Origin of the sequence: Erythrobacter sp. EC-HK427 (assembly GCF_902498745.1) — a bacterium.
In the GTDB taxonomy this organism is placed as follows: domain Bacteria; phylum Pseudomonadota; class Alphaproteobacteria; order Sphingomonadales; family Sphingomonadaceae; genus Alteraurantiacibacter.
The window spans coordinates 2,404,353-2,417,659 of the sequence record NZ_LR701479.1; the positions used below are offsets into that span (position 1 = coordinate 2,404,353).

14 protein-coding genes are annotated in these 13,307 nt (G+C 63.3%); 8 read left to right on the plus strand and 6 right to left on the minus strand.

The features are described 5' to 3' along the window. Positions 1 to 18: 18 nt before the first annotated feature. Positions 19 to 483 carry a hypothetical protein gene (locus tag GC121_RS11860; protein WP_199857846.1) on the plus strand — a complete coding sequence of 155 codons (465 nt, stop codon included), beginning with the start codon at positions 19 to 21 and terminating at the stop codon, positions 481 to 483. A gap of 89 nt (positions 484 to 572) precedes the next feature. Here the strand turns inward: GC121_RS11860 and grpE are convergent, their stop codons facing one another. After that, a complete protein-coding gene (gene grpE / locus GC121_RS11865) occupies positions 573 to 1,154 on the minus strand; it encodes a nucleotide exchange factor GrpE (RefSeq protein ID WP_151974608.1) in 582 nt (193 codons plus the stop codon). A gap of 9 nt (positions 1,155 to 1,163) precedes the next feature. After that, the gene (hrcA, locus tag GC121_RS11870) at positions 1,164 to 2,207 is read right to left on the minus strand and encodes a heat-inducible transcriptional repressor HrcA (RefSeq protein ID WP_151974610.1); all 1,044 of its coding nucleotides are present in this window, start codon (positions 2,205 to 2,207) and stop codon (positions 1,164 to 1,166) included. 54 nt (positions 2,208 to 2,261) lie between these two features. Here hrcA and rph point away from each other — a divergent pair, with 54 nt between their 5' ends. The 4 genes from rph (at position 2,262) to GC121_RS11890 (ending at position 5,750) form a co-directional block, all read left to right on the plus strand. Next, positions 2,262 to 2,975, plus strand: a complete 714-nt coding sequence (gene rph / locus GC121_RS11875) for a ribonuclease PH (RefSeq protein ID WP_151974612.1) — start codon at positions 2,262 to 2,264, stop codon at positions 2,973 to 2,975. Next, entirely contained in the window at positions 2,972 to 3,601 is a 630-nt protein-coding gene (gene rdgB / locus GC121_RS11880) for an RdgB/HAM1 family non-canonical purine NTP pyrophosphatase (protein WP_151974614.1), read from the plus strand. The genes rph and rdgB overlap by 4 nt, the downstream gene beginning before the upstream one ends. Positions 3,602 to 3,610: 9 nt before the next feature. Continuing rightward, entirely contained in the window at positions 3,611 to 4,762 is a 1,152-nt protein-coding gene (gene hemW / locus GC121_RS11885) for a radical SAM family heme chaperone HemW (RefSeq protein WP_151974616.1), read from the plus strand. A 94-nt stretch (positions 4,763 to 4,856) separates the two neighbouring features. Next, entirely contained in the window at positions 4,857 to 5,750 is an 894-nt protein-coding gene (locus GC121_RS11890; protein WP_151974618.1) for a tyrosine recombinase XerC, read from the plus strand. Here the strand turns inward: GC121_RS11890 and GC121_RS11895 are convergent. From GC121_RS11895 to rsmI, 4 genes are all read right to left on the minus strand, one after another. Next, complete coding sequence (locus tag GC121_RS11895; RefSeq protein ID WP_151974620.1) at positions 5,747 to 6,361, minus strand: DedA family protein; 615 nt, start codon at positions 6,359 to 6,361, stop codon at positions 5,747 to 5,749. The two genes, GC121_RS11890 and GC121_RS11895, sit on opposite strands and share 4 nt — an antisense overlap. 80 nt (positions 6,362 to 6,441) lie before the next feature. Continuing rightward, entirely contained in the window at positions 6,442 to 7,413 is a 972-nt protein-coding gene (gshB, locus tag GC121_RS11900) for a glutathione synthase (protein ID WP_151974622.1), read from the minus strand. Positions 7,414 to 7,427: 14 nt separating this feature from the next. Beyond that, the gene (locus tag GC121_RS11905) at positions 7,428 to 7,778 is read right to left on the minus strand and encodes a YraN family protein (protein WP_151974624.1); all 351 of its coding nucleotides are present in this window, start codon (positions 7,776 to 7,778) and stop codon (positions 7,428 to 7,430) included. Further along, positions 7,775 to 8,620 carry a 16S rRNA (cytidine(1402)-2'-O)-methyltransferase gene (rsmI, locus tag GC121_RS11910; RefSeq protein WP_234421229.1) on the minus strand — a complete coding sequence of 282 codons (846 nt, stop codon included), beginning with the start codon at positions 8,618 to 8,620 and terminating at the stop codon, positions 7,775 to 7,777. Before rsmI ends, GC121_RS11905 begins: the two co-directional genes overlap by 4 nt. Before the next feature lie 39 nt (positions 8,621 to 8,659). Here rsmI and GC121_RS11915 point away from each other — a divergent pair, with 39 nt between their 5' ends. From GC121_RS11915 to GC121_RS11925, 3 genes are all read left to right on the plus strand, one after another. Then, on the plus strand, positions 8,660 to 9,829 hold the full coding sequence (locus tag GC121_RS11915; protein WP_151974628.1) for a penicillin-binding protein activator: 1,170 nt from the start codon (positions 8,660 to 8,662) through the stop codon (positions 9,827 to 9,829). A gap of 74 nt (positions 9,830 to 9,903) precedes the next feature. Further along, on the plus strand, positions 9,904 to 11,895 hold the full coding sequence (gene parE, locus GC121_RS11920) for a DNA topoisomerase IV subunit B (RefSeq protein WP_151974630.1): 1,992 nt from the start codon (positions 9,904 to 9,906) through the stop codon (positions 11,893 to 11,895). Between the two features lie 111 nt (positions 11,896 to 12,006). After that, positions 12,007 to 13,302, plus strand: a complete 1,296-nt coding sequence (locus tag GC121_RS11925) for a serine hydrolase (RefSeq protein WP_151974632.1) — start codon at positions 12,007 to 12,009, stop codon at positions 13,300 to 13,302. Positions 13,303 to 13,307: the final 5 nt, after the last annotated feature.

A 13,307-nucleotide genomic window follows, 5' to 3' on the forward strand; every position in this document is an offset into this window, starting at 1 on the left:
ATTTTCGGAGAACTACTTGTGAAATTTGCTTTTTCTGTTGCGGCCATGGTTGCCGCCTGTGTTTCTGCGCCTGCTGTTGCGCAGGACGTCAACGCCGATCCGATCTTCGGCACTGTTAACCTGTCGGTCGGCTTTACGCCCGATCCCTTCGTGGTTGACCTCGCTTCGGGCGGAACCAATGATGCGAGCAATCTGGGCGCTGGTTGCCGCGGATTTATCGCTACCTCCCCCGACGTGCGGCTCAACTACTCTGCCGGTTCGCTTCCGCTGATCCTGTCGGTCAATGCGTCGGCGGACACCACGATTGTCGTGAACGCGCCTGACGGCCGCTGGTATTGCGACGATGACGGCGGCAACGGCCTCAACCCGTCGCTGCGTTTCGGCAGCCCGATGTCGGGCCGCTACGAAATCTGGGTGGGCACTTATGGCAGCACCAGCAATGCCAGCGCACAGCTGCACATTTCTGAGCTTTATAGCCAGTAAGGTTCACCCGTTGGACGAGCCGCAAGGCACAAAGGAAAAGGCGGGGCCGTGCGGCCCCGCCTTTTCTGTTTCCAGCGACGTTTAGAGAATTAGTCCGGCTTTTTCGCTACGGCCACCATGGCGGGCCGCAGCAGGCGGTCACGGATCATGTAGCCGGCCTGCATTTCCTGCACGATCGTGCCCGGCTCGGCATCGTTGGTGGGAATTTCCATCATCGCCTGATGCTGGTTCGGGTCGAGCGGCAGGCCCATGGCGGCAATGCGGCTGATGCCCTGCTGGGCGAAGGCCTTCTCCAGCTCGCGCTGTGTAGCCTGAATGCCGGTGACCAGACCTTTGAACTTCGAATCCTCGCGCAGATCTTCGGGCACGGCTTCAATCGCGCGGGCGAGATTGTCGGCCACGCCCAGTATTTCGCGGGCAAAGCCGGTGGCGGCGTAGGCGCGCGCATCGGCGACGTCTTTCTCCATCCGGCGGCGGACATTCTGCGTTTCCGCCTTGGCGTAGAGCACTTCCTGCCGCGCCGTTTCCAGATCAGCCTTCAGCGCCGCAATCGCGTCACCCATGGCATCGGCAGAATTTTCGCTGTCGTCATCATCCGCAAGGAATTCCTCGGGAACGCCGGCCAATTCCTTTTCAACCGCTTCATCGCGGTCGTGTTCATTATCGATCATTGTGTCCTGCTAACCTATCCGTTTGCCCAGCGACTGGGCCGTAAAATCAACCATGGGAATAATCCGCGCGTAATTCAACCGCGTGGGGCCAATCACGCCGAGCACGCCGACAACCTTGCCCGTGCGATCGCGATAGGGCGCGGCGATAACCGAAGAGCCGCTGAGCGCAAACAGGCGATTTTCCGCGCCGATGAAAATGCGGGTGGCATCGGCCTTGCGCGCCCGCTCCAGCAGGCTGGCGACCGATTGCTTGTTCTCCAGATCGTCGAGCAAAGAGCGCACCCGTTCGAGGTTCTCCAGCGCGCCTTCATCCAGCAGCTTGGCTTGCCCGCGCACGATCAGCACCGGGCGGTTGGCGGGGTCTTCGCTCCACACCGCGATGCCAGCCTCAACCAGCGCGGCAGACGCGGTGTCGAGCGCGGATTTGCCGGACACGATCTCCGCCTGCATCGCCTGCGCCGCTTCGGCCAGCGTTTTCCCGACCAGTCGCGCGCTGATGAAATTGCCCGCTTGCTCCAACGTGGCAGTGGACACTGCGCTGCCGAGCTCGACAATGCGGTTCTCCACATTGCCGTCCTCGCCCACCAGTACGGCGAGTGCGCGGGAGGCATCGAGCGGGACAAGTCGCATTTGCGCCAGCCGAGGCTCGTTGCGCGGCACCATCACCATGCCCGCTGCGCCCGAAATGTCGGACAGGATCGCGCTGGTCTTTTCGAGCGCCGCTTCGATGGGCCCCGGTTCGGAAAGCTGCTGTTCGATGGCCGCTCGCTCTTCTGCGGTCGGCTCCGCCACTTGCATGATGCCGTCGACAAATAGGCGCAAACCGCTTTCGGTTGGCATTCGTCCTGCGCTGGTATGCGGCGCGGCGAGCAGGCCGAGCATTTCGAGATCGCTCAGCACGCTGCGGATCGAGGCAGGCGAGAGGTTCAAACCGCCATGCTGTGCCAGCGCTTTCGATCCGACCGGATGCCCGCTGGACAGATAATCTTCCACCACCAGACGGAAAATCTCCCGCGCGCGGTCGGTCAGTTCGTGGATGGGCGGTGATGGCATGACAGCGCCCTATCTAGTCGCTAGTGCCGCCTACGCAAACTTTTGGAGATTCTCATGCGACCTTCCGGCCGTGCGCCCGACGAAATGCGCGCCATCACGATCGAAACCGGCTTCACCAAGCACGCGGAGGGCTCTTGCCTGATCAGCTTTGGCGATACGCGGGTGCTGTGCACGGCGAGTATCGAGCGCGGCGTGCCGCCATGGATGCGCGGCAAGGGCTCGGGCTGGGTCACGGGCGAGTATTCGATGCTCCCCCGCGCCACGCACACGCGCGGCGCGCGCGAGGCGGCACGCGGCAAGCAGAGCGGGCGGACGCAGGAAATCCAGCGGCTGATCGGACGATCCTTGCGCGCGGTGGTCGATCTGGAAAAGCTCGGCGAGCGGCAAATCACCCTCGATTGCGACGTGTTGCAGGCCGATGGCGGCACGCGCACCGCGTCGATCTCCGGCGCATGGGTGGCGCTGCGTCTGGCGGTGAATACCTTGCTGGCCAGCGGCGAAGTAAAGGTCGATCCGATCACCGCCAAGGTCGCGGCAGTTTCCTGCGGGATTGTTGAGGGCACGCCGGTGCTCGATCTCGATTATCCGGAAGACTCCTCGGCCGATGCCGATGCCAATTTCGTACTGATCGAAGGCGGCCAGATCGCCGAAGTGCAAGCCACAGCCGAAGGCGCGACGTATGACGAGGAAGCACTGCTGCGCCTCCTTCGACTCGCGCAAATGGGTTGTGGCGAGATTTTCCGTGCGCAAGGCGCGGCAACGCAATGACGCGCAAGCTTGGCAGCGGGAAACTGGTGATTGCCACGCATAATGCGGGCAAGCTGAAGGAGATTTCCGCTCTCCTCGCGCCGTTTGGTTTGCAGTGTATCTCTGCCGGATCGCTGGGTCTGCCCGAGCCCGCCGAGACCGGGACCACCTTCATTGCCAATGCGCTGATCAAGGCGCGCGCGGCGGCGGAGGCGTCGGGCCTGCCCGCGCTTGCCGATGATAGCGGGCTTTCTGTTGCGGCGTTGGGCGAACGTCCGGGTGTTTACACCGCCGACTGGGCCGAACGGCAATGGTTCGAAGGCGAACCGGGGCGCGACTGGTATATGGCGATGGGCAAGGTTGAAGGGCTGTTGCAGGCCAAGGGCGCGGATACGCCGCGCAATGCGTGGTTCTCCTGCGTCCTCGCCCTCGCCTGGCCCGATGGCGCGCACGCGGTCTATGAGGGGCGGGTCGACGGGACGCTCACCTGGCCGCCGCGCGGCGCGATGGGTTTCGGATATGATCCGGTGTTCGTCCCCACCGGCAGCGTGCAGACTTTCGCCGAGATCGCGCCGGAGGATAAGCACGCAATCAGCCACCGCGCCGATGCTTTTGCCAAGCTGAAGGCCGAGCAATTCGGTATATAGCGGCGCATCATGGCGCGCGCGCTTTACATCCATTGGCCTTTCTGCCTCGCCAAATGCCCTTATTGCGACTTCAACTCGCACGTGCGGGACAGCGTGGATGCGGCACTGTGGAAGGAGAGCCTGCTTGCCGATTTGCGGCACGAGGCGACGCTCGCGGGTGGCGAGCCGCTGGAGTCGATCTTTTTTGGCGGCGGCACCCCGTCGCTGATGCCCCCTGCTCTGGTCGCGGCGCTGCTGGCGGAGGCGGAAAAGCTGTTGGGCTTTGCACCGGGGATCGAGATCACGCTGGAAGCCAATCCGTCCTCGGTCGAAGCGTCCAAATTCGCCGATCTGGCGGCAGCGGGGGTCAATCGGGTGTCGCTCGGCCTGCAATCGCTGGACGATGCGGCACTGCGCTTTCTGGGTCGGTTGCACAGCGCGCGCGAGGGGCTGCAAGCGCTTGATACCGCGCAGAAGGCCTTTGCGCGGGTCAGCTTCGACCTGATCTATGCCCTGCCCTCGCAGTCGCCCGAAGCGTGGCGTGCGCAGCTTGGCCGTGCTCTCGGGCTGGGCACCGGACACCTCTCGCTTTACCAGCTCACGATCGAGCCCGGAACGCGGTTCGAAACGATGGTGCGGCGCGAGGATTTTGTGCCGCTCGACGATGATGCAGCCGCCGATCTCTTCACCCTTACCCGCGACATGACCGCAGCGGGGGGTCTGCCGGCTTACGAGATCAGCAACCATGCCCGCCCCGGCGAGGAAAGTCGTCATAACCTCGCATATTGGCGGTATCAGGACTATGCCGGCATCGGCCCCGGCGCGCATGGGCGGCGCGGCGGTTTCGCTACCACGCGGCACAAGAAGCCCGAAAACTGGCTGGCAGCGGTGGAACGCAATGGCAGCGGTTTGCAGGAGGAGCGCCAGCTCGGCAAAGCGGAGCAGGCGTCCGAAGCCTTGCTGATGGGACTGCGGCTCGCCGAAGGGGTCGATCTGGCCTTGCTGTCCGCGCGCTTCGGCATGGCGGAGACGGCACTGGTGGATTTGCGGGAAGTCGAGCGGCACGCGGAACTGGGCTTTGTGCGGCAAGAGGGAACGCGGCTGATTATTACTGAAAAGGGAATGCCTTTGCTGGATGCATTGCTGGCAAAACTGGTGGCTGACGAGTTGGTGCAGGCATGACACGCGCGTACTCTAGCCCCGCTCGTCCTGAGCCTGTCGAAGGACGTTCGCGCCAACGTCCTTCGACAGGCTCAGGACGAGCGGAGGTGGCGCTATGAGTGCTTCAATTCTTTCCCAATGGCGCGAGCATCTGCAAACCGCGCGCCGTCGCTCGCCGCATACGGTGCGCGCCTATGTCGCTACCGCGCAGCGGCTGACCGAACGCCTCGCGCTTGACGATTGGCAGGGTGTGGCCGCGCTCTCCACCCGCGATTTGCGCGGGCAATTGGCCGCGCGCCGTGCCGATGGACTCGGCAATGCCTCCGCCGCGCGAGAATTGTCCGCGCTCAAAGCTTTTGTCACCTATGCCCGCGAGCAAGTGGGGGCCGATCCCGGCACCGCGCCGCGCCTGCGCGGGCCGCGCATCAAGAAGGGCATCCCCCGGCCCGTCACCCCCGATGAAGCGACCAATCTGGTTGAAGCGGTGGCCGAAAGCGGCGGCGAGGACTGGATCGGGCTGCGCGATGCCGCGGTGATGCTGCTGATGTATGGTGCGGGAATGCGGATTGCCGAGGCGCTCTCGCTGAAGGCGAGCGACCTGCCGCTTGGCCAAACACTCGTGGTTACCGGCAAGGGCCGCAAGCAGCGCGTGGTGCCCTTGCTGCCGATCGTGCGCGAGGCGGTGGCGCGTTATGCGGAAGCCTGCCCGCACCTGCTGACCGGCGATAGCGCGCTGTTTCGCGGCACCAAAGGCGGGCCGCTGAGCCAGGGCATGGTGCAAAAGGCGATGGCGCGGGCGCGCAAGGCGCTCGGCCTCCCCGACACCGCGACGCCGCACGCTTTGCGGCACAGCTTTGCCACCCATCTGCTTGGCTCGGGCGCGGATTTGCGGAGTTTGCAGGAACTGCTTGGCCATGCGAGCCTTGGCTCGACGCAGATTTACACGCAGGTCGATGCGGCGAAAATGCTCGAAGCCTATCGCTCGGCGCATCCACGCGAGAAGGACTAATCCTTGTCCCGCTCGGCGCGCGGTACCCATGTAAACACGCGGTAGAGATAACCCGCCACCGCCGCCACGCAGAAGCCGATGATAATCCAGCCGAGCACGTCCTGCGATTCCTTGAGATAGGTGCTCAGCCATACGCCGCCGATGATAAGCGCAGCGTTCCAGATCAGCGATCCGGCAAAGGTGAACGCCAGAAACTTCCATTTGGGCATGTGCACCAGGCCTGCGGGCAGCGAGATGATCGTGCGCAAGAACGGGCTGAAGCGCAGGAAAAAGATAACCCAGTGGCCGTGCTTGGCGAAGAAGACTTGCGCGCGCGCGATGTCACTCCAGTCAACGGTTAGCCAGCGGCCCCAACGGTCGACCAGCGGTTCCAGCCGTTCGTATCCGTAGACATCGCCCAGCCAATACCAGAAGTAATTGCCGATTACCGTGCCGCTCGTGCCGACCAGCAGCAGCGGCCAGAAAGCCATCTCGCCCCGCTCCACCAGCACGCCGCCAATGCCCATGATGACTTCGCTGGGAACGGGTGGAACGACGTTCTCCAGCACCATCAGCAGGAAAATGCCGAAATATCCGGCGCGCGCGATCGCTTCGATAATCAGCTCATCCATGGCGCGCGCATTGAAGCATAAGTATCTGGGAAAAGTCCAAAAATGGGAAACCTAAAGTATGGTTAACGTTTGGTAAACGCCTACCCCTTTGCAGCAACCATCGCCGCGTGACGACGTTCCAGCGCATCCCAGATCAGGCCCGCCGTATCGGTGCCGTTGAACGCGTCTATTGCCACGATTCCAGTGGGCGATGTCACGTTGATCTCGGTCAACCATTCGCCGCCGATGACGTCGATCCCGACAAAAGTCAGCCCGCGCCGCTTCAAATCCGGCCCCATCGCCGCGCAGATATCCTGCTCGCGGGGGGTGAGCGTGGTTGCTTCCGCGCTTCCGCCTTGGGCGAGGTTGGAACGGAACTCGCCCGTGCCCGGGCGCCGGTTGATTGCGCCCGCCACTACGCCGTCGATCAATACTATCCGCTTGTCGCCCTCGGCCACGCTGGGGAGGAAGGGCTGCACCATATGCGGTTCGGGCCAGGTCTGATTGAACACTTCGAACAGCGCGGACAGATTGGTGCCCTCGGCATCGATCTTGAAAATCGCCTTCCCGCCATTGCCATGCAGCGGCTTCACCACCACCGCGCCATGCTGCCGCTGGAATTCGCGCACATCATCGAGCACGCGGGTAATGAGCGTGGGCGGCATGAAATGCGCGTAGTCGAGCACATACATCTTTTCCGGCGCATTGATGACTTCGCGCGGATCGTTGCTGACGAGCGTTTTGCCTGCGAGCCGGTCGAGCAGCAGCGCGGCGCTGATATACCCGAGATGGAATGGCGGGTCCTGCCGCATCAGCACCACGTCAATATCTTCAGCGAGGTTGATTTGTTGCAGATCGCCTGCGGTAAAGTGGCTGCCTTCGACGCGCTGGACATTGGTAACAGGCCGCGCCCAGGCGAAGACATTGCCGTCCTGCCAGCTTAACGTCGTGACGTCATAGTGCCACAGCGAATGCCCCCGCGCCTGCGCGGCGAGCATCAGGGCAAAGCTGGAATCGCCGGCAATCTTGATGCTTTCCAGCGGATCCATCTGGACGGCTACTCTCAGCGACATTGGGCAAACTCCATTCACGGCATCCAGGCATTGGTGATGTGGCGAGGCTCTGCGCCGGGTGCAAGGAGGATGACGTCCACCCGCAAATCCTCGCCATTCGCCGCATATTCATGCGCCACTGCCTCCGCCGCGGCGGCAACGCGGGCGAGACGGTGTTCGTCGATCGCCAGATCAAGATCGGCCGCTTTGCGCCGCCATTTGACTTCGACAAAGGCGATCAGGCCGTCTTGCCGCGCCACCAGATCGATTTCCCCAACCTTGGTTTTGCGGCGTTTGGCGAGGATGTGCCAGCCCTGTCCTTCCAGCCACGCCGCTGCCTCATCCTCGGCCTTGCGCCCCCTCGCCTCGGCCAGCTGCCGCTTCATGCCCCTTTCAGCTCCATGGCGCGGGCGTAGAGCGCCTTGCGGTCCATTCCGGTGGCCTTCGCCACCTGTGCCACAGCTTTGGAGGCCTTTTCGGTCTTCAACAGGTCTTGCAGCATTGCGTCGGCGTGGGCGGGATCGGTCTCGCTCCCCTCGCCCGGCGGGCCGACGAGCAAGACGATTTCCCCTTTGGGAGGATTCGCGGTGTAGTGCGCCAGCAGCTCGGCAGAAGTGCCGCTGCGGCACTCCTCGTAAAACTTGGTCAATTCGCGCGCCACTGCGACCTCGCGTTCCGGCATCACGGCGGCAATCGCGGCAAGGCTTTTGCCAAGGCGCGGCGCGGTTTCGAAGAAGATCAGCGTGGTGCGAACAGGGGCGAGTTCCTCCAGCATATCCAGCCGCGCCTTCTCCTTATTGGGCAGGAACCCTGCGAACAGGAAACGGTCATTGGGCAGCCCTGACAGCGCCAGCGCGGTAAGCGGCGCATTGGCCCCGGGCAGCGCGGTTACCGGAATACCAGCCTCTTTGGCATCGATAACAAGGCGATAGCCGGGATCGGAGACCAGCGGCATTCCCGCATCGCTTACCAGCGCCACCGGCTTGCTCCGCATCGCTTCGATCAGCCGTTCGCGATCCTTCGGTGCCGAATGGTCATCATACCGCCATAGCGGTTTGGCAATGCCGAGATGCTTCAGCAGCTTGCCGGTTACTCTTGTATCTTCGCAAGCGATTGTCTCCACCTGCGCCAGCGTCGCAGCCGCGCGGATGGTGATATCGCCGAGATTGCCAATCGGGGTGGCAACGATATAGAGGCCGGGAGCAAGGGGAGCGCCGTCTTGGGTCACGCGCACCCCCATGAACGAATTTATGCGAGGACGGCAAGCATGATCGGGTATTTGAAGCGCGCGGCGCTGGTGGGAATGGCAACTCTGATGCTCGGCGCTTGCGCCGTGGTGCCGGATACGACTGGTGGTTTGGCAGGGACTGGCCCGGTGGCCGATGCGCCAACTACCGATGTTGCGCCGAGCGCCGATGTTCTGCCGACTGACACCGATCGCCACCGGATTGCCTTGCTGGTTCCGCTATCGGGCGCGAACGCCAATGTCGGCCAGTCGATTGCCAACGCCACCACCATGGCGCTGCTCGATACAGGTGCGGACAATCTGCGCATCACCACCTATGACACCGCAGGCGGCGCCTCGGAAGCGGCGCGGCGCGCGGTGGCAGATGGCAACCAGCTGATCCTTGGCCCTTTGCAGCGTTCCGAGGTAGGCGATGTGCTGGCGCAGGCGCGTCCGGCTGATGTGCCGCTGATTACCTTTTCCAACGACACGTCCGTTGCGCGTAACGATGTGTTCGTGATGGGACAAATCCCCGAGCAGGCGGTGGCCCGTGCGGTCAATTTCGCAATCGACCAAGGCGCGCGCAATTTCGCCGCACTTGCTCCGCGGGGCGATTATGGTGACCGCTCGCTCAATGCGCTTGACCAAGCGCTAGCCGCGCGCGGAGCGCGTCTGGTCACGGTGGAGCGATATGACCGCACCAACACCTCCATCCTCAGCGCGGCAGACCGGCTGCGAGCGGCAGGCGGTTTTGACACCGTGCTGATTGCAGACAATGCGCAATTGGCGATGACCGCCGCGCCGCGTCTGAAGGCGGCAGGCGACGCCCTGCCCTCCATCATCGGCACCGAATTGTGGAGCCGCGAGGACTCGCTCGCCCAAGTGCCGGAACTGCGCGGTGCATGGTTCGCCACCGTTTCGGATGATCGTTACCTTCAGTTTGCCGACAGCTACAATGCGCGGTTTGGCTCGGAGCCGTTCCGCGTCGCTTCGCTGGGCTACGACGCTGTGCTGCTGACCTTGCGGATCACGCGCGACTGGGTTCCCGGCCGCGACTTGCCCGAGGGTTTGCTGACCGCTGATGGCGGGTTCCTCGGTCTTGACGGTGCCTTCCGCTTCCGCACCAATGGTGTGGGAGAGCGGGCGTTCGAAGTGCGTCAGATCGGCAATGGCGCCTTCACGATTGTCGATCCGGCGCCCACGGGTTTCTGAGGCAGGTTTCCGGGGGCGGATAACCCCGCGAACTCGCTTGTCGGCGGAGTCCTGCTCCGCCTATATCCTCGCGTATGAGTGATGACCTTTTTGACGGCCCCGCCAGCTCTGGCGGCGACTATGATTCCTCCTCCATCGAGGTGCTGGAAGGGCTGGAGCCCGTCCGCCGTCGGCCAGGTATGTATATCGGTGGCACCGATGATCGCGCGCTGCACCACCTTGCTGCCGAGGTTCTCGACAACGCGATGGACGAGGCGGTGGCCGGCCATGCCAACCGCATCGAAATGGTGCTGGAGGAAGGCAACCGCCTGACCATCACCGATAACGGCCGCGGCATACCGGTGGACGAGCATCCGAAATTTCCCGGCAAATCCTCGCTCGAAGTTATCCTCACGACGCTGCATTCGGGCGGCAAGTTTTCGGGCAAAGCCTATGCCACCAGCGGCGGCCTGCATGGCGTCGGGGTGAGCGTGGTCAACGCATTGTCCAGCCTGACGCGGGTGGAGGTCGCACGCGCCAAGCAGGTCTATGCGCAGGAATTCTCGCGCGGCCTGCCGCAGGGCAAAATCGGCAAAATCGGTGACACACCCAATCGCCGGGGGACGAGCGTGACGTTTGTCCCCGACACGGAGATTTTTGGCGATCGCCAGTTCAATCCCAAGCGGTTGTTCAAGCTTGCGCGCTCCAAAGCCTATCTGTTTGCCGGGGTGGAGATCCGCTGGAAATGCGCGCCCTCGCTAGTCTCTGACGATGTGCCCGCCGAGGCGACGTTCCAGTTTCCCGGCGGCCTTGCCGATCATCTGAAAGAGCAGGTCGGCAACCGTGAATGCGTCACCGCCGATTTCTTTGCAGGCAATCAGGACTTTCCGGAGAATGATGACGGCCAGCAGATGGGCCGGGTCGAATGGGCGGTCGCCTGGCCGCTATGGTCGGACGGTTCGACAAGCTGGTATTGCAACACCGTGCCCACGCCCGATGGCGGTACGCATGAAGCAGGGCTACGCGCTGCGCTGACCAAGGGGCTGCGCGCTTTTGGCGAGCTGACCGGCGTGAAAAAGGCCAAAGACCTCACCGCTGATGACGTAATGACCGGGGCGGAAATCATGCTCAGCGTCTTCATCCGCGACCCGCAATTCCAGAGCCAGACCAAGGATCGCCTCACCTCGCCCGAAGCCGCGCGCTTGGTGGAAAACGGCGTACGCGACCGCTTCGACCAGTTTCTCACCGACAATATGGAGCGCGGCAAGGCGCTGCTCGGCGCGGTGATGGAACGGATGGAGGAACGCCTCAAACGCAAGGCCGAACGCGAAATCAAGCGCAAGACCGCCACCAACGCCAAGAAGCTGCGGCTGCCCGGCAAGCTGACCGATTGCAGCGGCGACGGCGAAGGCGAGACCGAATTGTTCATCGTCGAAGGCGATTCGGCAGGCGGCTCCGCCAAGCAGGCGCGCAATCGCAAGACGCAGGCAATCCTGCCGATTCGCGGCAAAATCCTCAACGTGGCCAGCGCCACTGCCGACAAGATCCGCGCCAATTCCGAAATCGCCGATCTCGCGCTCGCGCTAGGCTGCGGGATGCGCAAGGACTGTGACGCAGAAAATCTGCGCTATGACCGCGTCGTCATTATGACCGATGCCGATGTCGACGGCGCGCATATCGCCACGCTGCTGATGACATTCTTCTTCCAGGAAATGCCCGATCTGGTGCGCGGCGGGCACCTCTATCTCGCGCAGCCGCCGCTGTATCGTCTGACGGCGGGCAAGGAGAGTCTCTACGCCCGCGATGACGAACATCGCGCCGAAATCGAGCGCACTGTGTTCAAGGGCAAGAAGGTCGAAGTCAGCCGCTTCAAGGGGCTTGGCGAAATGAACCCCGGGCAGCTGCGCGAAACGACGATGGACCCCGCCTCCCGCAGCTTGATCCGCATCACCCTGCCCGAACAGCACGAACAGCGGTTCGCGGTGAAGGAACTCGTTGACCAGCTGATGGGCCGCAATCCGGAACACCGCTTCAACTTCATCCAGAACCGCGCGGGCGAGATCGATCGGGAAATGATCGACGCGTAGGGTGCCACGCAACACCCTGCGTCTGGCGAAGCGCGCGCTTCGTCGGGCGGCGCGTTGACCTTTGTGTTCCCCTCGCCCAAGCTGTGGGTTAGAAACTTCGGGGTCTCTGCCATGAAATCGCTTCTCGCCGCTTTTGCAGCAATAACGCTGGTGCCCTCACTCATGCCGTCACCTGCTTTCGCGCAGGAGGCCGAGGCGGGCGCGATAGTCTCTGCGCCGCTCGAAACGCGAGCGGGCGACGTGGTGCGGGTGCTTGGTGGTGAAATGCCCTATGCCGCGGTGTTCAGCGAAGGGTTCCGCGCACAGGTTCCCGAAGCGCAATTCCAGACCATTACCACGCAGTTGGAAGCCCAGTTCGGCGCGCTGATCGGGCTGGAAGATGTCGCGGCCGCATCGTCGACCGGAGGCGTCATCCGCATCCGCTTTGAACGTGGAATGGCGACTGCCACGCTTAATATCGAAGGCGGGTCGCCGCATCTGGTGAACGGCTTGCTGCTGACCGGCGTGGAACCGCTGAATGACAGCATCGAGGCGCTGGTCGCAGATGTGGCGGCGCTTCCCGGGCAGAGCAATCTGCTGGTCATGCAATTGGGTGCCGATACGCCCATCGCCGCGCATAATGCGGCAACCCCGCTCGCGCTGGGCTCCGCCTTCAAGCTCTACGTGCTGTCCGCGCTGGCGCAGGCGGTGGACGCGGGCGAACTGGAGTGGGACGATACGATCGCGCTAAACACCCGCAGCTATCCCAGCGGGATGATGCAGGACTGGCCCGAAGGCGCACCAGTGACACTGCACACGCTGGCGACGCTTATGATTTCGATCAGCGACAACACCGCGACCGACCAACTGATCGCGGTGCTGGGGCGTGAGGCGGTGGAGGCAGAAGTGGCGGCGAGCGGTCATGCCGATCCTGCGCAGATGCGCCCGATGCTGACCACACGCGAGCTGTTTCTGCTAAAGTCGGAGCCCGGCTTTGACGGCGCGGCCTATCTCGCCCTTTCCGAGGAACAGCGGCGGGGGCGCCTTGCCGCTCTGGCTGGCGCCGAACGCGAAGATGCCGAGATTCTGGGCGCTTTCAGCAGCGGGCCGAACAATATCGAGGTCGAATGGTTCGCCTCGCCCATGGATTTGGCCGCGCTGTTCACGCGGATGACCGCGCTAGAGGATGATAACGCCTTCGGCGTGATGGGAGTGAACCCAGCGGTCGGCGAGACCATCGCCGAGCGGTGGGACTATGTTGGCTACAAGGGCGGGTCGGAGCCGGGCGTGCTCAATCTGACCTGGCTGCTGCGCAATGCGGCGGGCGAGTGGTTTATCGTATCGCTGGGCTGGAACAATCCGGACGCCGAAGTCGATCTGTCGACGCTCAACCTGCTGGGAATGCGGGCCATCGCGCTGGCAGACTAGAAGAG